This window comes from Bradyrhizobium sp. RP6, assembly GCF_003837805.1.
Lineage (GTDB): Bacteria > Pseudomonadota > Alphaproteobacteria > Rhizobiales > Xanthobacteraceae > Bradyrhizobium.
Genome location: NZ_RQIT01000038.1, coordinates 12,888 through 35,611 on the forward strand (window position 1 = coordinate 12,888; position 22,724 = coordinate 35,611).

Consider the following 22,724-nt stretch of genomic DNA (forward strand, 5'->3'; position numbering starts at 1 on the left):
GATCATCCTTGCGGACTTCACGCGCTTGAGCTGCGAGCAGCATCGCCTTCAAGGCAGCAATATCGTCCGGCAATCGGCGGCGTCCAACATGCCGGAAGTTAATCAAACTCTACCTCTGTTCGCCGCCCGGATTTGTCGCCCGAGTCATCGTGCCGCACCTATTCGATTGCGGTCGGTGCTCTTGCCTCAACGGTACGAACCTGACGCCAGTCGAGACCCGCAAACAGCGCCTCGAACTCGGCATGCCCAAGGGTCATCAGACCGTCCCTAATATCTGGCCAAGTGAACGTGTGCTCCTCCAGCCGCTTGTAGGCCATCACCAGACCGCTGCCATCCCAGTAGATCAGCTTCAGGCGGTCCGCTTTGCGGGATCGGAATACGAAGACCGTTCCTGTGAACGGTTCCTTGTGCAGCTCGTTCTTTACCAGCGCCGCTAATCCGTCGTGACCCTTGCGGAAATCGACGGGCTTGGTCGCCACCATGATCCGAACGCGGTTTGATGGAAAGATCATGAGGAACCTGCGCATGCAAGCGCGATAGAGGCGATCCGGGCGGCAGATGCGTCTTCTTCCAGACGGATCGTCACAGAGCCGAAGAGAATCTCGGGGCGGTTGGCTTTCTTGAGCGGCGGCTCCGAAATGGGGGGCTCGACGTTGACCGCTGCGAACTCCGCCGCGTCCTCGGGTGGTGGCAGAACTAGCTTGCCCTGCCGCGCCATCGTCCGCCAGGTGGAAAGGTGGTTCGGATTCAGGCCGTAGCGCTCTGCGACTTGATTCAACAACGCTCCGGGCCGAAGGCTCTCCGAAACGATCTGCGCCTTGATCTCGTCCGGCCAATGCCGATGCGGCTCACGTCCAGTGGCGCGTGTCCATCTTTCAAATCGATCGCTAGGTCGTCAGCATCCATTGTTTGCTACTACACGCCGCTCGCCGCGAGACATCTCACCGAGCGATCATGGCGACGGTGAAGGTACGGTGATTTACGGCGGTTCAAACGCCCGAGCCGGCGAGCCACGCATCACCAGCACAAGTACCTCGCCCATGAGGTACTCTGGTTCGACGATAGTCACTTCCGAGCCGTTCTGCTCGCTTTGACTCCTCCGGGGCCCGCTCGTTGATGTGCACTCGCGTTCTACGCGGTCTACAGTGCGGTCGAGCACGTCGATGGCTGACCAGAGCGGCTCATCGAGAGATCATTCTTTGTCGCTTGGCCAGCGATGAGCTCCGTTTCCTTTTCGGCCGCCTCAATGGCCGCCTTCATGGCAAGCAAGGATGGAAGGCGGACTGGAGCATGACGCAAACACGGGACGGAGCTCCGTAGCGCAGGACGGCTAATGTTCGCGGCAGCGTTGCCTCGCGACGCGAAGGTGACTGGGCGTACGCCGACGGTGTTCGCCTACGAGCGGCGGCCAAAAGGAAGCAAGCTTGCCGGACGTTACTATAGGCCACGACAGGATGGATCGCGACCGATTGCTCGCTTCAGATTGGTCAATATTCCTGGAGTAAGCCCAGGCTCGCCGGATAGCCAGCCCCGTAAAACCGCGGCCCGAGCTTCGTACTGTGTGGGCGATTAAAGCCGGCCGAGTCCCGGCCCCGGCTCGGCTTTAAAGGCAGCTCGGCGTGTCCTTGGCCGCACGCGCAGCAAGAAGCGCCAAGCAAACCCTCAACCTAGTGGAAGTCGGACTTCCTCTCTGGTCTTTCTCAACGCAACGTAGATTCTGATCTGCAGCATGGGACGGCCTCTCTTGAGCGCCACCGCTTCTGACCATGCTCCATCTTTGCTCGCGTACTTGGTTTTGAATTGACCATCCACTTCGAGCACATAACCGAAAGCTGGCAGTACACGAGTGGGCGCGACCATTTTGTTCCTTTCGTTTGACCGCAGGCCCCGCCTGAGCCAGATCGCCTGAGCCGCGCCAGCAGATATTGTGCGAATTGATGACGTGGCGCGAGCACATCTAACCATCAAGAAGTGAGCGCGCTATCAAGACATCCAGTACCGCTTTCGCTGAATGCTCTAGGGTCTGCTCCATGGTCCTGAGATGAATATCCGGTGTTTCTGGTGCTTCGTAGCACGCGTCGATTCCGGTGAAGTTCTTGATGTTGCCTGATTTCGCCTTTGAGTACAGCCCTTTCGGGTCTCGCCGCGCGCATTCCTCGATCGGCGTATCGACAAAGACTTCTATGAACTCTTCCTTGCCAACCAGGATGCGCACCCTATCCCGTTCGGCTCTCGTCGGCGAGATGAACGAGCAGATCACAATCAAGCCGCTGTCCGCCATCAACTTGGCAACTTCACCGACACGCCGAATGTTCTCCACGCGGTCCGCCTCCGAGAAGCCCAGATCGGCGCTTAAGCCATGTCGGAGGTTGTCGCCATCCAGCAGCATTGTATGCCGCGACCTCGCAAACAGCTTTTGATCAACCAAATTCGCAATCGCCGACTTTCCCGCGCCGGACAGGCCGGTGAACCAAATGACGCAAGGCTTCTGATTCTTGAGCGCGGCACGCTCCCTCCTATCCACGGATAGGGCTTGCCTAGCAATATTGGCGGTCTGCCGTAGCGGAAAGGCAATCATGCCGGCCCCGGCCGTACGATTGGTGTAACGATCGATGAAGATGAATGATCCGGTCTTCCGATTGACGTCGTAAGCATCGAATACTGCGGGCATGGTGGTCGCAACATTACAGAAGGCGATCTCGTTCAACGAAACCATCCCGGCGGCCAGATGCTCACAAGTGTTGACGTCGATCCGGTGCCGAATGTCGGTAATGCTGCCGGAAATCGTCTGCGATCCGATCCGCAGGATGTAATTGCGTCCGGGAGCGAGCGGCTCCTCGTCCATCCAAATCACATAAGCAGCGAACAGGTCGGCGACCTTCGGTTGATCGTCCGGTCGGGACAGAATGTCGCCACGGCCGATATCAATTTCGTCTTCCAGTGTAATGGTCACCGCATCCCCGGCTTCGGCGCCGACAAGGTCGCCACCGTGGGTCACGATCCGCTTGACGCGCGTGGTCCGTCCCGACGTGGCGACAATGATCTCATCCCCCGCCGAGATCCTCCCGGAAGCCACCGTCCCGGCATAGCCTCGAAAATCCGGATTTGGCCGGTTCACCCATTGTACCGGAAAGCGGAAAGCCTGGCTTGCGGTGCCGGACTGGATGTCAATGCTCTCCAAATATTCAAGCAGGCAGGGACCACGATACCAGTTGGCACACGCGGAGCGGTCTACGACGTTATCCCCGTAGCGGGCCGAGATCGGGATCGCGACGATCGAGGTGAAGCCGAGACCGGCGGCAAAGGCCATATAGTCGCGCGCGATCCGATCGAAGCACTCCTTGTCGTATGCGACAAGATCGATCTTGTTCACTGCCAGCACGATATGACGAATACCGAGAAGCGCACAGATAAAGGAGTGGCGGCGCGTCTGAACCATCACGCCTTTGCGGGCATCGATCAGGATAATGGCGAGCTGGGCTTGCGAGGCGCCAGTAGCCATATTGCGGGTATACTGCTCGTGGCCGGGAGTGTCGGCCACCATGAAGGAGCGCCGCGGCGTAGTGAAGAAGCGGTAGGCAACATCGATCGTAATGCCCTGCTCCCGTTCGGCCTCGAGGCCGTCCACAAGCAGCGCGAAGTCGATGTTATCCCCGGTGCTACCGTACTTGATGCTGTCGCGTTCCAGCGCCATGATCTGATCGCGGTAGATCATCTTGCTGTCGTGCAGTAATCGGCCGATCAGCGTCGATTTTCCGTCGTCCACCGAGCCACATGTGATGAATCGCAGCTGATCCTTCGTTCGCGCCGGAACCGGTTCCATTGTCGGCTTTGTAAACATCAAAAGTAGCCTTCCCGCTTCTTCTTCTCCATTGAAGCGGCTTCATCGGTGTCAATTAGGCGCCCCTGGCGCTCAGACACCGTCGCGGTCTGCATTTCTGCGACGATATCTTCGATCGTCGTCGCATCGGATTCGATAGCCCCGCTCAAAGGATAACATCCAAGGGTGCGAAAGCGGATCATCCGCATTTCCGGCGTCTCGTCGCAGTTAAGCGGCAATCGCTCGTCGTCAACCATGATCATCGCACCATTTCGATGCACTATCGGTCTTCGTTTTGCGAAGTAGAGCGGAACGACCGGAATTTTCTCGATCATGATGTATTCCCACACCTCGAGCTCGGTCCAGTTTGACATCGCAAACACGCGCATGGTTTCGCCCTCGCGAACCCGTGTGTTGAACAGGCTCCAGAGCTCCGGCCGTTGATTACGGGGGTCCCATACATGTCCGGCCGAACGGAAGGAGAGTATCCGTTCTTTTGCCCGACTCCTTTCCTCATCGCGCCGGGCTCCGCCAAAGGCGGCATCGAATCCGTGGAGGTCGAGCGCCTGTTTCAGCGCGTCCGTTTTCATCACCTGGGTATGGAGGGCGGAGCCGGACTTGATCGGATTGATCCCACGCGCGCTGCCGTCCTTGTTGACATGGACAATCAGGTCGAGGCCGAGCCGGCTGGCTGTCGCGTCTCGGAAGCTGATCATCTCGCGGAACTTCCACGTCGTATCGACGTGAAGCAGCGGGAAAGGTATTTTTGCCGGATAGAACGCCTTGATCGCAAGGTGTAGCAAAACGCTTGAATCTTTTCCGATGGAGTAAAGCATGACGGGCCTTTTGAACTCGGCGACCACATCACGCATGATTTCAATCGACTCAGCTTCGAGACGGTGCAGATGTTTTGGCAGCATATATCTTGTTTTCGGTGCAGGATCTCTGTTCTTCGCCGCTCTATGGCTCCAGCCTAGAGCGGGGAATATCTGCGGCAGAAACGGCCGGCCAAGGCGCATGGCGACAAGCCCCGTTCGACAGCACACTTCGGACGCGGCAGCATATCGCATTCTGCCGCTCGTACGGCCGGCGCGTGCGGCACACCTGATCGGGAGATCAGCGTGCCGGTTAAGGATCTTGGCTAAATCAACCAGCGTCGCTTGATCACAAGCATTCAGAGTCCTGAGGAGATCCTGAGGATCTGCTCAAGCCGCGCGACCTCGCCTCGCAACATCTCGATAGCCACGTCCCGGTTCTCCGAAATGTTCCAAGCATTTTGGACCGATTCTCCAGCATGAGATCTAGACAGTCCCCCCGCCTTGGCACTTCGCAAATCCCACCAGGTTCGGAATATCCGACGATAAAGTTCGGTTACTTCCCGTCCCGTGTCCAGAACTCCGGCTTTCTGGGCATGCAGCAGTTCCTGCTCATATCCGAGTTCTACCAAAAGCTCGGCACCGACCAGATCGGTCACGGTTTGCATCTCTTCGACGCTCAATTGAGATTGCCATGATTTGACAGAGCTTTCGTCGATGGTGTTTCGTTCCAGGATTTTTCGGTCTCCAAAACTGCTGGACTGAAGATAATCTGCTCGTCCCATGCTCGCCGATGCGACGCCTCCTGGATCACAGCCGAGCGCTGTCAGTAGACGCTGGATTTCATCGTCCGGGTGCGCCACGAGCAGTTCGTATTGCACCAAATGAGTCTGCGGGCGAGTACGTTGCGCGGCGAGCCTGGGAAGACCCAAAACCAAATCGGCCAGTGAAGATATTATGCCATCGGGCAGTCGAAGCATGAGATCAGCGAGACTGGATACGCTGACCGGCTGCGCGCTTTCTGCCCGCAGTGGGATGCCCCACGTCGATTTCAGTGAAGCGGCGATCGCGTAGGGATTGCGCATCAGAAGGACATGTGGCGCTTCCGGATAGACGGATTCAACAAAGTCAAGGACGGTCCAGTAGCGTGGCGTCTTATCTATGATGATTCGCTTGCCCGCTTCTGCCAGATATTGATCGTATGCTGCATCTGCAAAAGCGCGGCTAACGATCGTGCGATCTATCCGTCCCAAGAATTCGGAGGTCGCGGCCTCAATTAGTGAGCTGCCGGCCGGATGGCGCCGATCCACGTTGCCAAATGCTTCAAGCGCCAGCATTAACCAGGGTTCAGGCGGCGCCACAATGTCTGGATGGCGCTGCAGCAAATGTGCCAGGAGTGTGGTCCCGGATCGTGGAAGACCAAGGAGAAAGCACACCTCAGGTGAACGACCAAGACGTCCGCTCATCATTCAGACACTCGTTCTCGGCAAGCGCCATCTGTCGGCGCTAGCTCGATTGGGCGAAACAAAGCCGGCCGCCGGATCACATGGGAGCAACCGCTTGCGTACAAGGAGTCGAAAGGACAAGAATTTTGTCTGCCACTCATGACTTGAGACCCGTTCAGTCCGATCGGGCGGGATCACAGAACGATAACTGCAATCGCTTCCCCGATTGCTCGACCGATAAAACGAAATCAAGCAACAGCTCAATTGCACGAAGATTGACTGCGAATATGGGAAGGTTGAAAAGAACTATACGGACGTTTGTTAAAGACCGCGCGCGGCACATGGAAGGTTGATACGTATAGAAGATGCATCCGCTGAGGCATTGAAGAGGTAACTGCGACATGCACCTCGCTGAGGCTCGGCAGACACAAACAATTTCGGCATATGAGCGCAGTGCTGCAAAGAAGCAGACCATATCGCGGACATTCACACATGGCAGGACGCAGGTCTTCTCAGCGCGGGAGCGATCCAGACGCTACCTCCAGGGAGCGCCGCCGTTGGTCGGTCAACACACTGGATCGGCCGTTCATGTGAGAGATCCTTGACAGGGCCATCACCAAGACAATGTCTTCACTGCCGATTTGTCACAACCGTTGAGACCACGCCTAAGAAAGTCCATCAATGATGAGAAGATGCTGGAGCTCCTACCGCGACAGCGAAACACCATCCAAACACTCTTCTCAGCGCGGATCCGCAAAGCTAATTTCCGACAAAATTTCTACGGGTACTGAGGGCGGCCCCCAGGGAGCCGCCCTACCGCGCCAGTACCAGCGCTGCTCAAAACTACCGCTGATGTCCGAGTCCGATTCCAAGATGCAAGGCCTTCTGGCGGAGCGCGCCGACGCTGCGTTTGGTCATCTTTGCTATTTTTATGACCGGGGTTCGGGCCTTCGAATGGACTTTGAGCTCCTTGATATCTGCCCTCGTCCATTCGCGCCGCTTAACGCGTTTCTTGGTTGCTTTCTTCACGATGAATGCTCCTTTTGAGAGGAGCGGCTTGTAGCATAGTTTTCACAGCACGACGACCGCAAAAAACAGACAATATGATAGGAGTTGCGCCAGGGTATAACTTCGTCATGCCTTCCAAACGCGTGGAATGAGTAAGCCAAGCGCGAGATCAGTTTAGTCGACCGTCTCGACCACGCTGATGTGCATGAAGAGGCCAGATTCTCCATCCCTCAGGTTTAAATCAAGCCAGTATCCCTAGCCGCGTTGAACAACTTCGCAATACCCATTACAACGCCACTGTTTCAAATGTGAACTTCGAGATCTAGTTGAGTACATCACGATCAGCAAGGGGTTGAGCGGCTGGCGGTCACCCCGGCAGCAATTTACGTGGGCTCAATCGCTTGCCGTGGGGCGCTTTCTGCCCGCGTTCGTTCCCAGCTGCGAAGTCAAAGGGGCGGTTGCTCGGCTTTCGGCTGTTGCGCGGTCTCTCGCTCAACCTACGCCTGCACACTACGCCGATCTAACTGTTCGAGCGTCTCAAGATATTCCCTTCCCTCCTCGGTGAGCATCCAGCATCCGGCCTCCCGCATCAGCTTTGGCCGAAAATACCGAGTTGGGGCGCGCGGCCTGCGATGCGCTTCATACGAGCCGGCCACTCCGGGCCGCTGCTATACAGATATCCAATGCTGCTTAACGACTTCGATGCTCGCCCGGTCGTGCGGCTGGCCGGCAAGTATCTTCAGTATAGACAGCTGAAAACTCACGCGCACGCCATTGACTCATGCAAGAGCCCGATAACGCCTATTTTGCGGTAAGCTCCAGAGGCGTGCCCCGCTTTCAAAAGAAAGTTTCCTCCTTAAGCCCAATGCGCGACACCCGCCTGCTGTCGCCGCGGTAAGCAACGCTTTCTACGGCATCGGCCACATCCTGCCCGAAGTTTCCGAAGAACGGTTCAGCATCAGATAGCTGCGTTGACTAGGAGTGTGACGAGGTCTCAACTGCCGCTTGGACCGGTACGAGATCAAACGACGTCGGTGGTAACCAAGCTGTTGTACATCTTGACGAATGACGTCGCTCACGGAACGAAACGCCCGCTTCTTTCTCCTCCAATTGCCGTCTAATCCCGCGGGGATTCCAAAGCCTGTCGGGACGACCAAAAGATCGTGTCTTCGGTTCAAATAGATATCGAACATATGGTGTCTCTTGTCGCACGAGCGTAGATCGACCGTTCATCGGTTTGGTGACATCGAAGCAACAGTCTCCCTTAAAGTCACTGGACGACCAAATGACATTCGAAAGCTCCCGTCCTGATACGTCAAGACCGTCACGGGCACGATGGTCCCGCAAGATGTGGGCGTGTTCACGCCCCAACTTGCGGTCCGCTGAGAGGCGCACTCGACGATCGTCGGACTGAAACGTGGCGAGAGTACATCTAGTTGACTCAGCTGCTTTGCGGCTCTGCGGAGCCTACGCTCCAAGTTTTGGGTTCTGGCAACTAGTTGATGCGGCATAACCTTGACCAGTCCTAGCGAGCACATCCTCCCCAGCTTTCAGGCTCCCAAAGCAATGGGTTTACCAGCCGCCGCCTTGGGAAGCAGACGATTACGTTTATCGCCGATACTAGTTGAAGTAATCCTTCGACCCGTCTTCGCGGGCCGTGTCGAGAGTAAAGCAATGGCGCCCCCGATAAAGATCCACCTATGGCGGTGCCGAGCCGGGACGACCTGAACGCGACTATGTTCCAGGATCCGGGCCAGTTCGGGGCAGGCGTCGTTTACCAAAACGACGTCAGGAGAGACCGAAAGGACGTTGATATCTATGTAAAGACTGGACAACAGCAGATCGTCATCCTCGTAAGCTGGGGAATTACTTTTGAGTGGTTCGGGCGCGACTATCAGTTGCGCATTGCTTCTGGCAAGCGATCGGTCACCTCGCAAGACCGCACGAGCAAAAAGTCATCGGTCGATGCACGGTCGCGTTAAGCTCCCGCAACGTGTTCACACAATTCCTTCGACGTCCTCGTTCAGTTCGTCGAGATAGCGGTTCTTGATCCGGTGGCGGACCCGTGCACCAGCTTGCGTAGCTGCTGCCGCCGACGAGAACGCGGATAATACCACGCCGAGCGAAGCTTAAGATTGATATAAAGGAATAGATCGCAAGAGAGTTCGCGATCGTGAGCCGCATGATTGGTGGCCGCACCCACCACGACTTCCTTCAATCTCGACCACTCGTCGTACCGAATTTAAGGTCACGCTTACCCCATATTGGCCGTGCCTTCAGATTCCATAGACCGACTGCCGATCTGTGCCGATTGTGTAAGTGGAGCGTCTGCCATAGTAAGGCTACCGCACGGAATGGCAGCGGCCGGAAGTAAGCTTGATCCGGAGCGCCGCCGCCAAGGCTCGAAGGCGGACGCCGGCCATTGTAGAAGGCGAGGTATCGTCCGATCGAGACGCGGGCGTCGGACACAGTCTCATAGGCATGCTCGACGAGCACGTTGTCGCGCCGGGCAAGCAAGCCGTCCATTCTGGTGGCGATGCCATGACAGGCGAGCACGCCGGTGAACCTCGCGCCCGTGAACTACGAGCCTTGTTCGGTGCTGAAGAAGTCCCGCTTCCGTGGAACATTCAGGAAGTGCGAAACCCTTGCTTGCTCATGAGAGCTCGTCCTGGCGGGATGCTCGAAAGGCTGATGTGGACGGATTAGCTAATGCAGGTGGGGTTCGAAGCTCCAACACATCGGCGAAGATTGTCCAATCGCGGACACTCTTTTGCTTGCAAAAATCAGTCTCCGCCTGCTGAGCAGCAGCACTCAGGGAGGCGGCATCGACCTTGAATGCTGCCTGGCACGCACGATGCTCGCCGCCAGTATCGTCACAAACGGTCTTAATAAACCGAACATTAAATGAAGGCATGCCCCTCTCTTCCCGTGGTTCGCTTATCCACTATTCTGCCATTCGCACCGAGAGTATTTGATCTGCCTCAAGCAGCACCCCAAGAGGTCTGTCTGCTCCTCCGAAGATAGATCCAGATGTAACAGCGCGGCGCGCGAGCCGCTTGTTGTCGCGAAGAATAGCGACGGCCTGTCTGTCCTACCTGCGGTATCGCACGACCGTTTGAGCCGAGGGGCAGCGCCTCTCAGGAGCCTCATGCCGCCGACCGGCAAAATCAAGTCTTTGATCGAGGATTGTCTCGCAGAGACGATCGAGGGCAACATGCACTTACGCGCAGGAGATCGTGCGGCAATCAGGCAAGGAACCCCGATCTTGCACCCGACGGTCCACCAGCAGCCGGCACAGCAAAGCCGATCATAAGGCTTGTCGCAGCCGACGTTTCGACGAGCCCAGGTTCGGATTTCAGTGCCAAACCCTAAGGGTGGATCAGCCTCGGCAAGGCTACCGACAATGAAAGGCGAACAATCGTTTGACCATCCGCGTGCACGGAGCAATGAGGAAAAATGCTGCCGTAGCCCATGAAGCGTGAGTTGCGCCTCAAATCAACACGCTGGCGTGTTGCAGAGAGCGCCAGGCCCTGGCGGACGCCCGAGTTCGGACATGTCGACTGCCAACGCGAGCGTCTGCGGCACGTAGCGACCGCTCGAGCTCAACCACTCCCGGACGGACCAGCCTTTTGACCCGCATCAATGCTGCGGCGGCTGCGTCCTAATAGAAGTGATCTTCTAGTAAGGTCAGACGCATGGCGGAAAGAACGACTTGAGCCTATGATGCCTTCATGTCCGGCTACCAGCGATCACTTTTTAGGACTCCTTCCGGGCGCAGCCGAGCCGCGGGTCAATGACCTGCACATGATAAGTTGCGCCGCTTGCGATGGCGTCTACTTTATCGACCTGCGGACAAGCCCGATTATGGGCTCGGAGCGAAGCTACGTCCATCCTAATGGTGTCAACCGAATTCTTCGCGCTCTCGCTGGAGCGCGTGCTACGCGCGCGAGAGCGCGGCTGAGGTCGCCTGCACACCCACGCGATGACGCTGCAGAACACGGAGATGTCTCACCAACAAGAGACGTGACATGACAGAAAGCCGGACCATTTACCCCGCTCCGGGCCGGATTGCCGGAGCTGCAGACCAGTTTAGTTCGTGCAGAACAGTTACAAATACCAACAGCCGAGGTATTGAGCTGACCCAGATCGATTTGACGGAAGCTCAGGCCTTGTTTCCCGGCAGAAATCCAAATATTTCGGTTCGCGAGCGGATCGTGTTCCGTACCAACGATGCCACGGCCGATTGCCCTCTGCCGCGGCTCACGCCATAGAGACCGCGCGCCGTCCGGTCGAGTCGGGCAGAGCCTGTTCGCGCGGAAGCCAAGCGATGTTCGTAATGTTCACAAGGTTGTCTGCATTTGTCAGCTCGCAGCGATGAACTTCGTCCAGGATCCAGTGGCGATTCGATCTGGGAGCGGCTCGAAATCACGCCGCCCTTCGATCAGGATCTGGAGATTGCCGTGATCGAGGGCAATTCAATTCACCGGGTGATCTTTCCTTGTCGCCGGGTGTTCGGCGGATGGATCAACGCGAATACCGGAGAGCACGTCGCCGTGCAGCCGACGCATTGGCGTATCTGGCCCGGATAGCGGCGGCGATCCTGCAAAATAGATTGGCGTGAGTTGAGGCAGGAACTGGCTTCGGCGTCCTCTCGTCGGACACTATGTAGAGTTCATCGCATGAGAGCGCCTGACGGGAAACATGTCCGAGCGGGACCGATTATGGTGGGGGCGTGCGGTGACCGTCCGGCATCACTCCTCGCATTGCTGTCGCAACCGTTCCTAATGTACTCGCGAGCGACACACCTCTGTGTAGATTCTGAATCTCAAACCAACGATCGCTTACCACGTCATAATGAGCTACGATAAACGTGTCGATATGAGTCCATATTTTCGGCGATTGTTCTCACCTTGATGAACCGTCGGCTATTCTCTCTCGGCCAAGTAGCGCGACGCGTCTGCGTCGTTCCTCCGGGTGCACCTCGTTCGGACCACCAAGCCGGGCTAGGCATTTTTGTTGGCCCAAGGCTTGCTCGAGATTGTGGAGAACGCAAATGAGCACAAGCGAATTCGCTTGGTCGAGAACAGACCCGAGCGCGGGATCAATGGTTTTGCGGATCGGATGCTGCACGCAGTTCGCGGGCGGTAACGACCATGTTGGTTAGGGCAGGCCGAACCTCCTCCCAATTGCGAGTTTTTAGGCCGCAGTCCGGATTGACCCAGAGCTGCGATTCCTGCAAACGCGTCCGAGCCAGCACCATCAGCTCCTTCATTTCGCCCACCTCCGGAACGCGTGGAGAGTGGATGTCGTACACGCCCGGTCCGATTTGATTTGGATATTCGTACTTGCTGAATGCGTCCAGTAGCTCCATTTTCGACCGCGACGTTTCGATCGAAATGACATCCGCATCCATTGCAGCGATTGCACCGATGATGTCGTTAAACTCCGAGTAGCACATGTGTGTATGGATTTGCGTTTGATCGGCAACGCCCGATGAGCAAATGCGGAAGCAATCTCCCGCCCAATCGAGATATGCCTTCCACGCCGATCGGCGCAATGGCAATCCTTCCCGGAGTGCAGCTTCGTCGATCTGGATCATGGCTGCACCGGCATTCTCGAGATCGCGGACTTCGTCGCGGATCGCGAGCGCAAGCTGGCGGCAGACCTCGCTTCTAGGAATGTCATCGCGAACAAACGACCAGTTCAGGATCGTGACCGGTCCGGTCAAGATCGCCTTCATTGGCTTGCTAGTTAGTGATTGCGCGTAGCGCCACCAGTCCACAGTGATCGGCTTCGACCGCACTACATCGCCAAACAGGATCGGAGGCCTGACGCAGCGCGAACCATAAGACTGTACCCATCCATTCCTGGTAAATAGGAAGCCGGCGAGTTGCTCGCCAAAGTACTGCACCATGTCATTGCGCTCAAATTCGCCGTGCACGAGGACGTCAAGACCGATGTCCTCCTGCCAACGTACGGCGCGGGCTATCTCTTCCTTGATAAACTCGTCGTATTGTTCGTCGCTCATCGCACCTCGCGCATGCGCCGCACGAGCATTTCGGACTTCTGTGGTCTGCGGAAACGATCCGATTGTCGTGGTGGGAAACGTTGGTAGTCCAAAGCGTTCCCTTTGGATCTCGGAACGACGGACAAATGGGCTGGCGCGCCGGCGCATTGTCTGGTCGATCGCCCTCATCCTCACAGCGACATTGGTATCATGGATCTTGGGCGAAGTCCGCCGGGCAGTCGCAGCGCATTCCGAATCGGCGAGAGCGAGCTCGACATTCTGGTCGCCAGCGAGTGCTCGCGCCAGGATCGCAAGCTCACGCATCTTCTGAACCGAGAAAGCAAGCCAGCTCTTGACGTCGGACGTGAGCCCGGTCTCGAGTTCAACGTCCACTGGCACATGAAGCAGCGAGCAGGATGGGGCGAGCTGTACACGGTGCTTGCCGAGCTTCGCAATCGCGGGCTCCATCCGCTGACGGAGCGACGACAAGTTCGACCGCCATACATTCCGGCCGTCGATGACCCCGAGCGACATGACGAGGTCACTTCGGCCGACAGCGATGACCTGATCCAACAACTCTGGCGCTCGGACCAGATCGAGGTGCAGACCGGAAACCGGGAGGCTCAATGCGGTATCCAGATTGTGGCCTAGCTCGCCGAAATAGCTGGCAACCATGATTTTGATAGCCGGTCCCTCCTTTGCGAACCGGTTATAGGCATGTAGCAATGATTTTCGCGCCGCCTCATCCAGATCAAGGGCCAGGCAGGGCTCGTCAAATTGAACCCAACTTGCCCCTCGTTCGGCCAATTCATGCAGAACCTCGATATAGACCGGTATTAGATCATCGAGTAGGGAGAGGGGCTGGAACGCGCTATCGGCACTCTTGCCGAGCTTTAGGAATGTGATCGGCCCGATCAGGACAGGGCGGGTCTGAAAGCCAAGAGCCTTTGCTTCCTCATACTCTTCAATGGGTTTGCGAGAGCAAAGTCTGAACGCTTGTCCCTTGTAAAACTCGGGAACCATGTAATGGTAGTTGGTGTCAAACCACTTAGTCATTTCCTGCGCGGGTGCGCCAGACCTCCGCGGCCCCAGACCGCAACTCGCATCCTGGTCGTCGCATTGTGATCCGCGAGCCATGGCGAAGTACGTCTTGAGGGAAACGTATTCTCGTTTCGAGGCGTAGATCTCCGGGATAGCACCAACCATGACACTTGTATCGAGCACCTGATCATACAGCGAGAAGTCATTCGACGGAATGATCGTAACGCCGAGAGACTTCTGACGGGCCCAGTTCGCTGCGCGCAGACCGGATGCGTCCTCGAGCAATTGCTGTTCGCTGATCTTTCCCGCCCAGTAGCTTTCAAGAGCGAATTTGAGCTCACGCCTTGGACCGATGCGTGGCGTACCGAGCGTAGCAACCGGAAGAGAGAGAAGAGACATAGTGTAAACCCCTGTTGGGGACAGAGGCCATGGCGGACGCAGGCAGAGGAAGTCGCGCGCGCGACGGCTGCTTGGCGCACCACCGAGACACCCCGCCCGTGGACCAATCTATCGTCGGGGCAGGTCTCCTGGCTCGCTGGTCGTCGCTGCTGTCCGGCCTTCCCGAAGCCGTGCGGGCTTCAGTGACATCGTTGGACAGTAGCTCGCAGCTCACAGTTGCGGGGGCAGCGCCGGCATTTGGACCGGCTTCCCTCTTAGCTCCGGATCAAGCGGGATTCGGAGAACCTCGACGAGTTCGATTATCGGCAGGAGGACTCTTCCGTCAACCTCTCAGATTTTGTGGCACGCTAATCTGAGACATCTAGTAGGCGAATGACCGTGCATCTCTATGATTCTCTAAACAGAGCTGTCGCAATCAGAGATGTCCTTGTCTCAGATGTGGGAGTGAGACTCGGAGCTGCCTTGAGGCGACGCCGCCCGCCCCATCAATGAAAGGGACAAAACCAGCCCGCGCGGCGGCGATTACCGCCGTTTCGAGCAGAATGCATTCGATGCGGCTTCCGACTTCCAGCGGTTCGCCCAGCACATCCGCTGGCCAGCTATTTTCTCGACTAGAGGATCCCCATTGAACACGTCAAGGCAGGCGGCGCAATCTAGCCACATACGCGGCGAGCAGGTTGATTTTCGTGCCAGCCAGACTTCAAAGTTCGTCGATTAAGTCGGCTTCGTATCGCCAGCCATCATGTAGGCCGAACGCCGACGGGCAACTATAGCGAACCACACGGTTCAATGACGGCAAACGCACTCCCGATTCTCATCAGGCACTTGGCATCGAGCTACGGCCGATACACTGAATGGAAACATCGAACCGTGCGCAGGTCGGAAAGTGGACAAGAGGGACATAAAACCCATGCAAATCTCTGCCTGCTGCCTGGCACGAAGAATGCAAGCCCCTCGACATGCCCAGTCTCTTCTGCTTGGGGATGTCCAGCTCAGCCAATTGACGCTGTCGCTGGCTAGGGAAGTTAGGGGCGCGTGACATAGAGGGGAGCGCCTGCCCGCGTGGGACAGCCGCGGGTGCCCCGTCGCGTCTCCGTAAACTTCTTGCGCTCGCTCATAGCAGGTTCAAGGTTACCGCTTTGAAAGATGTATGGATGAAACGCGATAGGCGGAGGATTATGAAGAGAATGTCGGGAAGACCCGCGCTATGGCTTCGCCTGGGCGGACTTTTAATCTGCCTAGGCTGGCCGGCTGCCATGAGCAACACTATTCGCGCCAGCGACAACCCCCTTGTCGAAAGACTTAAGTCAACTTGGCGAGCGCAAGATGGTGAGACGATAGAACAAATCATCTCGAATGTCTCGAAGGTGGCACAGTTCGTCCCTCAGATGTGGGGGGTCGCTGAACTCGGCGAAAGCGACCATGTTTTCGTTTCGTGGACCAGGCACCGAGACAACAAATCAGACGAACAGTACGCGATCACCTGGAAAGTCGCGCTCGACGGTACGACTGAGCTTGCGTCAACCTATGCGAAGCCGATGGAATTGGGCTGGCGTGCCCTAGCGCTCTCGTTGATCGCCAAAGAAGTCGCAGATGGTGAAAGGGACGCAAACCTTAGCTTTCTGCATGATCCAAGTAACTTCAACTTTGTGACTACGCCGCAAGGCCGGCTCGGCGATCTTCTGCGGCAGGGCCGATGCACTATCATTGAACCTGTTGGGGTAGACTACTTACCCAAGCAGAATGACAAGCCGAACGAGAAAGGCGATCTATGGCGCATTCTGCTCTTGGTGAATTGCGATATCCAAGGACCACGTTATTTTACACACAACGGGGTCATCACTTTTGAGAAGAGCGAAGGCCAAGATTGGGAGCCACAATCCTCTTTTGCCAAGCGCATCGCGAAATTTCCTCCGGGCTCCTGGTTCCAACGAACCGAGCCAAAGGAAGAGCAAGACTCAGGAGAGCGAAGGCCTTAGCAGACGGTCGCGCAGAGCAACACCGCACCGCAGCTGCCGCACGGTCGAACGCCTCGTACTAACTGCAAGAGACACGCGCTCTGCAGTTGCGTTGTTTAACGGCTCCGCAACAGTCCGCCTGCCTTTCTCGCAGCAGTTCGGCCCGTCGTACGGAAGGTCGAGCAGCACGATTGCGTTTTTCCGCCAGGTGTCGAGCTCAGTGGCGCGTACTAGTTTGCGAGATGTGGTTTGCCCGCCTGCACTCCACCCTGTTAGAGTACACCAACTGCGGGGGAACCAGCTCTCATGCATTCTTCACTAGAGCCCTTGGAGATGCCTCCGGCCAAGCCGATTCGGGGTGCGCGCCGCGCATCGTGTAATTGCGCGGCATACGCAGGAGCGTGAGCTTAGCGACTTTGAGCCGGCACTAGGGACCGATGCTGAGACGAAACAGGAAGTTACAGGGTAGCAACCCCGGGCATACCCGCTGAGCGCCTGCCAATTTCCGAGTGCGCAGGGCGGGAAGCTCCGGAGCAGTACGCAAGAACGTCGATTACCGCACTGACTCAGCCGTAGATTTCCTCGCACTCATTCGTCTGCACGTCATAGACCCGGATTTTAAGCATGGGAAACCGCCTTTTTAATTCTGCTCCACCTGCGGTGGCACCGTCTTTGGTTGCGAATTCGGCTCTGAGTTGGCCATCTACTTCAAGCGCGTAAGATGAGACCGGTACTTCCCGAACGACTGCGACCATGTCATTCCCATTATGTAGTGATGTGCTTTAGAATGATGTAGCTTGAGTCGGCTAAACCGCACCAGAGCTATTCACCCGAAGTACGCGATGGGCAAACACGTATTGTGGACTTAAACCTCACACGAATTGCATGGCACTCGCGATTGTCCGAACACGTGGGCAGCTTGCCCACGCCTGGTGCATCCACGGCAAAGCCCGCGGCTCAATATCGCAGCCTTTTCAATTCCTGGAGAAAACGGGCACTGATGCCAGCGCTCCTGGGTAAGTCACTTGAGATCGCGGGGAACCGTCACTACCGAAGAGCGGCGGCCCGTAGCGCCTGAGCCATAAACAGTTCAATTCTTGTACACACGTCTGGGCAGTAGCACTAACGACTATGGTGCCGCGCGGAGGAGCCAAATGCCATAATGCGATTGGTATCAACGATCATCTCGTCTGGCGTAACAAGGAACGGATTTGCGCGGTTTGCTCGAACAAGAAACCTTCATTTACGCGGCGAGCGTTGAGGCTGAACTCCATCACGTCTTTGTCTAAACCGGTCAGAGCGAGCCAGAGCAGATCCTTTTTGAGCATCTTTTTCGTGACAAGACTTTGGGGCGCATTTCCTCGCCCTCGTCGGAACTGTCCGGTTTGCCGATGGAAGTCGTCACCAACAATGGCAAGGTTGCTCCTCAACGCCTGACTCCGCCGCAAGCACCGACGCCTCATAGCCGCTCAATTTTTGCAAGGAGGGAGCACAGCGTTCCAAGGCTCGGGCTTGTCCAGCATCCCGAGTTCGGCGCCACGCGATGAGAATCTCCTCCTTACGTCCAGAGGGTACAGCACGCTCGCGGTGAGAGAGCCGCCGATGCTCGAAGGATACCGCCGCACGCACACGGGAAGAAATCTCTTGATCCTTACGCAGCGTCAGGTCGTAGGTTCGAACTCACGCGAAGCTCTCATAAGGCACACATCGAAGCCGGCGGAATGGACATCTGCGGTCGAGCAATCGAATGTATCGGCACCGTATCGTGCGCGTGAACATGGACCAGGAGCGAAAGGTTATTGTCGGGATGAAGCACCGCGGAATTATGTTCGCATTGATCGCTCTCATCACATCTCCGGTTTCCGCCGCGACACTCAGCGGTGCTCCGCGCATCCTCGACGGAAATACGATCCAGATCGAGAAAACCACCGTTCGGCTCTCAGGCATCGAAGCTCCTGAGACCGATCAGATTTGCCTCGACGCACAGGGCCAAAAATGGGCCTGCGGCGTAGCTGTTCGCGACGAGCTCATCAAGCATTCGAATGGACGAACGTGGGATTGTCATACCGGAAGAGTCGATGAGTATCGGCGAGCCCTCGGCAGCTGCTTCATCGAAGGCGAGGATATAAACGCCTGGATGGTACGCTCGGGCTTGGCACTATCGGCTTTTGCATCTCACCATACATACGTTGTTTATGAGTTGGTGGCCAGCACAGCCCATGCGGGGCTGTGGTCCGGCGCGTTCATCGCGCCCTGGGACTGGCGTCGCCGCAATAGGAGCACGATTATCGTGGGCGCGACGTCGGTTCCGGTCGACGCTCAGGAAGTCCTGCTTGGATCCGTCTTGCTATTGGAACCGCCGTCCCCCGAGTGCCCGATAAAAGGCACAGTCGAGCGCAGAGGCGAGCGCATTTATTACCTGCCAGGGCAACCCGGTTACGAACAAATCGACATGACGAAGAAGCGCGGCCAACGCTGGCTTTGCAGCGAAGCGGAAGCCGAAGCCACCGGGTGGCGTAAGGCCGTGCCATGAGGCGACACATGCAAGCAGCCCATTCTCAAGACATATACCATTTAGCCAAGCACGTGCGTTCGCGGCGGTCACTGTTGCTGTTTGCTGCTTCGACAGTTTTCCTGCGGTTCGGCAATAAGATTGTCGACGCGAAGGAAGCAAAAGGCCCGCCCAAGCCAAACAACGTACTCTCGCCAGATGCTGCCCTGAATCGGCTGCTGAACGGGAACGATCGTTATGTCCAGGGCGCACCACGAATCGACGATTTCAGGCGCGAGCGGCTGGTCTTGGTTGAGGGACAAAATCCATATGCGGCGGTTCTGAGCTGCGCCGACTCCCGTGTGGTCCCCGAACTTGTCTTCGACAGCGGACTAGGTGATCTGTTTGTCTGCCGCGTCGCCGGCAACTTCGCTAACGATGATACGCTCGCCAGTATGGAATACGCGGTTGCCATACTCAACACGCCGCTGATCCTCGTACTTGGCCACGATCATTGCGGTGCGATAGACGCCACGATCAAGTCGCTCCATGAAGATAAGCGGCCGCCGGGGCACATTTCATCCCTGGTCGCTGCACTTTCTCCTGCAGTGAAAGCAACTGGCGACCAAGCCGGCGACGCGTTCGCCCAAGCAACCCGACAAAATGTGATTGACAACGTCAACAAATTTAAATCGACGGGCCCGATTCTGAACGCCGCAGTCGAGCAGAACCGCCTGAAGGTCGTCGGGGGCGTGTATCGGATCGGCACCGGCAAGGTCGAGATTGTCAGCTGATGCCAGCACTTTCACACTCCGGCAAATCGTCTGCCGCCTAATACAGCGCATCTGTTCCGCGCAGTTTTGTTGGTCCATCGTCTACAACAAACACACCGGATACTATCCGCTCCACAATTGTCCTCGCTTCAGGACTCCTTAGATATGCGCGGCCTCTTAATTCTTCTCTTGTTATACGCACTCATGTTGGCAACGCGTGGCCAGCATCCAGAAACCCACATAGCGCGTCCGGCAGCATTCATTCCTCCTGGTTGAGCCGCCAACCCAATGGAGGTGGTTCAGGCAGCAGATCGCAATGCGAAGAATTGCAAGCTCTGCACTCCAGAGCACGCGACGATCCCGAGAGCTTCTCAGCTCTGAGCGGGCAAGGCATCCGCGGTCCTGCTTTTGTAACCGAGCTCAGCCAGGGCCGAGGATCAACAGAACAATCAGCATGACTCTTCGGCCTAGGGCTGAAGGCGACATGCTACCCGCATCAGTACCGGACGGCCTTCCTGCACCAGCCATTTGGGAGACCGCGACCGTCGGAAAGCCAGCGTCGCATCAATCATTCGTTAGATCGTCTCGTTCGCGTCCTCGATGACGAGCTCCACACGAGAAGAAACTCGAAGCTCACAAAGTGGCGTCCCCTGTACACGGAGGCTGGTCGGTTCTAAGCCGCGGCGAGACTTAGAGAATGTTTCTAGTTCTACCTGCACAGGTGACGTCGGTGCGTCAGCCATGTTTCAACCGCGCGCACCGCCTCTACAGGCCTGAAATCAGCTGGCAACCGCTTCCGAAATCAGGCTCTTGCACGGAGTCGCTTAGTGGGAACAGAGCACTAGCTTCAGATCGTGTGGCGCCTGGTCTGTCGTAACGCGCGTGGTGCGCCCATAGTTGTCGCGCAAATTTGGTAAGCTCGGCCAAGATCGGAAGCATTGGTAGATCGCCGAAGAAAAAGACGCTAGCGGCCGTAAGAGGGTCGGCCACTCAGGAATGTGCACGAACTTCTCGCGTCCGGCCCGACAGAACGTGGAACAGGCTCCTCTGTTGCTGGCAGCCCGGAAAGCCTCCGAAAACGTGTTCGTAACGCTTCGTCGCTGGCATGAGCGGGGCACTCTTGCAGTCACCTCGAGCCAGAGTTGATCGCTCAATCACAGCGTCTGGAGCCGCCGTGCGTTTCTTGAACACCTGGGGTCCGGAGGTCCGCTTCGAAGCAAGCGCTCACCAGCAGTCGCACGAGCAGCAATTTGGGCTGTTGGTCGCGTCAGGAGACCGGAGCGGCCCTTAAACTTAAGCAGGAACGTTGAGCCCGGTCCGTGGCGGTCGAGTCCGCCTCTGTGGTTTTCTATGCGGCTTGTTGAGTTAATGACATCTTGTGCATGAAAGCAAACACGGAGACACGCGCATTGTGCTGGCATGGCACGGGGGAGTGATCTCCGCGCGATTCAGACAAGCCCGGCAACCATGCTTGATGGCACGTCAATTGCTGGGAAGACGGGCAACAGGCCGCAGGCTTGGGCGCTCTCCCAAGCACAACTCAAGAATTCCAAACTTGGTTCGAGCCTGCCTGTCCCAAGTGTGACCACACGTTCATGTGGAGAAGACATGCACCGCAGTCCCCGATCAGCCGCCAGAGACCCAGTGCGGTAAAGGCGGATCGATGCCGCCGCAGCGTATCGGCTGCTTTGCCGGCCAGCCTGAATGCCAGCGAGAACAGCTATATCTCCGTCAGGCCTCAGGCCGCTTAACTTGGGAAGCTACCCTATTCAATCTCGTGCATTCGATGTCAACTGCGACAGCTTCGAGAATGCCGTCCTGCGGGTGCCAAATCACCTGGCCTCGCCATGCGCGCAGTCCATCCGAATGACATGCGGGGATGATCGGCTCAAGACACGGAGGATGATCTATGAACGCTCCACCAGAAAAGATAAGTTCCGGAACCCACGCCGCGGCTGCGACCTGGGCTAATCTGTCGCCACTACTCGTCGAGATCCGTGCGCGTCGCGACGAGTTTAGCCGCACGCAGAAGATTCCGAAAGAAATCATCGACGGCTTCAGACGAGTCGGCGTCTATCGGGCTATGGCTGCCAAGCGATTCGGCGGTGAGGAGCGAACGCCCGCCGATTTTTGTCGGCTGGTCGAGCGCATTTCCGAAACCGACGGCTCCGCCGGTTGGGTCGCCAGCTTCGGGGATGGAGCTCGCTACCTCGCTGCTCTTCCGGACGACACGCTTCGCAAAGTGTACGCCAATGGACCTGACGTGGTGTTGGCGGGTGCGCTTTTCCCGCTCCAACCCGCTAAGCGATGCGCCGACGGATTTATCGTGAACGGCGTGTGGCCATTCGCTAGCGGCTCACCAGAGGCGGATTTGATAGGAGTTGGTATCACGTTGGAAGACGATCCGAGCGGTGACCTCCCGCGTGTAGCGGTGATGCCGGCCGAGAAGGTGACAATTCGGCCCAATTGGGACGTCATCGGACTGCAAGGCACCGGAAGCCACGATGTCGTCGTCAGCGACGTCATTGTGCCAGAGGAATGGACCTTGATCCGCGGCGGTCCGCCGACACTTGATGGGCCGATCTATCGTTATCCTGCCGTCGCCTTCGCCGCGCAGGCGCATGCGATTGTCGGCATCGGGATTGCGCGCTCCGCAATAGACGACGTGATCGCCATGGCCGAAACCCGTGCCTCGATCACTGGAGCGCCCGTGAGGGCTGAGCGCGGCTATGTCCAGCTTGAAATCGCCAAAGCCGAAGCCATGCTACGTTCCGCTCGTTCCTTCTTTTACGAAGCCACGGAGGAGCTGTGGAAGGAAGCGCTCAAGGGTGAGGTAAATCGTACCGCTCCGACGAGGACCGTCTTGCGTGACGGGTGGTAATTCGCGAAGCGTGTGACCTTAGGTCTAGCTTTAAGGTCATCAGGCGATGCGGGTCGAAGTTTTGGGCGGGCTCGAGCGGCGGCGGC

General features: G+C 57.2%; 15 protein-coding genes, 2 pseudogenes and 1 riboswitch. Of the genes and pseudogenes, 7 read left to right on the forward strand and 10 right to left on the reverse strand.

Annotated features, from left to right (window positions below; genetic code table 11):
* Positions 1 to 158: 158 nt before the first annotated feature.
* The 6 genes and pseudogenes from tnpB to EHH60_RS35485 form a co-directional block, all read right to left on the reverse strand.
* Positions 159 to 512 carry an IS66 family insertion sequence element accessory protein TnpB gene (tnpB, locus tag EHH60_RS37005; protein WP_148090221.1) on the reverse strand — a complete coding sequence of 118 codons (354 nt, stop codon included), beginning with the start codon at positions 510 to 512 and terminating at the stop codon, positions 159 to 161.
* A pseudogene (locus EHH60_RS37010) lies at positions 509 to 829 on the reverse strand (transposase); the annotation flags it as partial. The gene tnpB and the pseudogene EHH60_RS37010, both read right to left, overlap by 4 nt.
* A gap of 1,128 nt (positions 830 to 1,957) precedes the next feature.
* Positions 1,958 to 3,841 carry a sulfate adenylyltransferase subunit CysN gene (gene cysN, locus EHH60_RS35470; protein ID WP_124163820.1) on the reverse strand — a complete coding sequence of 628 codons (1,884 nt, stop codon included), beginning with the start codon at positions 3,839 to 3,841 and terminating at the stop codon, positions 1,958 to 1,960.
* On the reverse strand, positions 3,841 to 4,890 hold the full coding sequence (gene cysD, locus EHH60_RS35475; RefSeq protein WP_283811883.1) for a sulfate adenylyltransferase subunit CysD: 1,050 nt from the start codon (positions 4,888 to 4,890) through the stop codon (positions 3,841 to 3,843). The genes cysN and cysD overlap by 1 nt, the downstream gene beginning before the upstream one ends.
* 104 nt (positions 4,891 to 4,994) lie before the next feature.
* Positions 4,995 to 6,104, reverse strand: coding sequence for a nodulation protein NoeE (noeE, locus tag EHH60_RS35480; RefSeq protein WP_283806602.1), 1,110 nt, complete (start codon positions 6,102 to 6,104; stop codon positions 4,995 to 4,997).
* An 819-nt stretch (positions 6,105 to 6,923) separates the two neighbouring features.
* Complete coding sequence (locus EHH60_RS35485; RefSeq protein ID WP_074448398.1) at positions 6,924 to 7,109, reverse strand: hypothetical protein; 186 nt, start codon at positions 7,107 to 7,109, stop codon at positions 6,924 to 6,926.
* A gap of 1,679 nt (positions 7,110 to 8,788) precedes the next feature.
* On the opposite strand from EHH60_RS35485, the gene EHH60_RS37835 reads away from it, so the two are divergent.
* On the forward strand, positions 8,789 to 9,070 hold the full coding sequence (locus EHH60_RS37835) for a hypothetical protein (RefSeq protein ID WP_199752469.1): 282 nt from the start codon (positions 8,789 to 8,791) through the stop codon (positions 9,068 to 9,070).
* A gap of 358 nt (positions 9,071 to 9,428) precedes the next feature.
* On the opposite strand, the pseudogene EHH60_RS35505 reads toward EHH60_RS37835, so the two are convergent.
* Both EHH60_RS35505 and EHH60_RS35510 read right to left on the reverse strand, forming a co-directional pair.
* Positions 9,429 to 9,704, reverse strand: a pseudogene (locus EHH60_RS35505) (IS3 family transposase); the annotation flags it as partial.
* 37 nt (positions 9,705 to 9,741) lie between these two features.
* Positions 9,742 to 10,002 (reverse strand): hypothetical protein, encoded by a 261-nt coding sequence (locus EHH60_RS35510; RefSeq protein WP_124163821.1) that lies wholly within the window; start codon positions 10,000 to 10,002, stop codon positions 9,742 to 9,744.
* 1,114 nt (positions 10,003 to 11,116) lie between these two features.
* Here EHH60_RS35510 and EHH60_RS35515 point away from each other — a divergent pair.
* Positions 11,117 to 11,359, forward strand: a complete 243-nt coding sequence (locus tag EHH60_RS35515; protein ID WP_124163822.1) for a hypothetical protein — start codon at positions 11,117 to 11,119, stop codon at positions 11,357 to 11,359.
* Between the two features lie 87 nt (positions 11,360 to 11,446).
* On the forward strand, positions 11,447 to 11,677 hold the full coding sequence (locus tag EHH60_RS35520) for a hypothetical protein (RefSeq protein WP_245333205.1): 231 nt from the start codon (positions 11,447 to 11,449) through the stop codon (positions 11,675 to 11,677).
* 512 nt (positions 11,678 to 12,189) lie between these two features.
* Here EHH60_RS35520 and metE read toward each other — a convergent pair.
* The gene (metE, locus tag EHH60_RS35525) at positions 12,190 to 14,535 is read right to left on the reverse strand and encodes a 5-methyltetrahydropteroyltriglutamate--homocysteine S-methyltransferase (RefSeq protein ID WP_124163823.1); all 2,346 of its coding nucleotides are present in this window, start codon (positions 14,533 to 14,535) and stop codon (positions 12,190 to 12,192) included.
* A 101-nt stretch (positions 14,536 to 14,636) separates the two neighbouring features.
* Positions 14,637 to 14,839: riboswitch (cobalamin riboswitch) on the reverse strand.
* Between the two features lie 952 nt (positions 14,840 to 15,791).
* Between metE and EHH60_RS35530 the strand changes: the two genes are divergently transcribed.
* On the forward strand, positions 15,792 to 16,514 hold the full coding sequence (locus tag EHH60_RS35530) for a nodulate formation efficiency C protein (protein ID WP_245333206.1): 723 nt from the start codon (positions 15,792 to 15,794) through the stop codon (positions 16,512 to 16,514).
* Between the two features lie 1,160 nt (positions 16,515 to 17,674).
* On the opposite strand, the gene EHH60_RS35540 is transcribed toward EHH60_RS35530, so the two are convergent.
* Positions 17,675 to 17,923 carry a hypothetical protein gene (locus EHH60_RS35540; RefSeq protein WP_124163825.1) on the reverse strand — a complete coding sequence of 83 codons (249 nt, stop codon included), beginning with the start codon at positions 17,921 to 17,923 and terminating at the stop codon, positions 17,675 to 17,677.
* Between the two features lie 317 nt (positions 17,924 to 18,240).
* Between EHH60_RS35540 and EHH60_RS35545 the strand changes: the two genes are divergently transcribed.
* From EHH60_RS35545 to EHH60_RS35555, 3 genes are all read left to right on the forward strand, one after another.
* On the forward strand, positions 18,241 to 19,026 hold the full coding sequence (locus EHH60_RS35545; RefSeq protein ID WP_245333207.1) for a thermonuclease family protein: 786 nt from the start codon (positions 18,241 to 18,243) through the stop codon (positions 19,024 to 19,026).
* Between the two features lie 8 nt (positions 19,027 to 19,034).
* A complete protein-coding gene (locus EHH60_RS35550) occupies positions 19,035 to 19,778 on the forward strand; it encodes a carbonic anhydrase (protein WP_245333208.1) in 744 nt (247 codons plus the stop codon).
* A 1,888-nt stretch (positions 19,779 to 21,666) separates the two neighbouring features.
* Entirely contained in the window at positions 21,667 to 22,638 is a 972-nt protein-coding gene (locus tag EHH60_RS35555; RefSeq protein WP_245454681.1) for an acyl-CoA dehydrogenase family protein, read from the forward strand.
* The last annotated feature ends 86 nt before the right edge of the window (positions 22,639 to 22,724 follow it).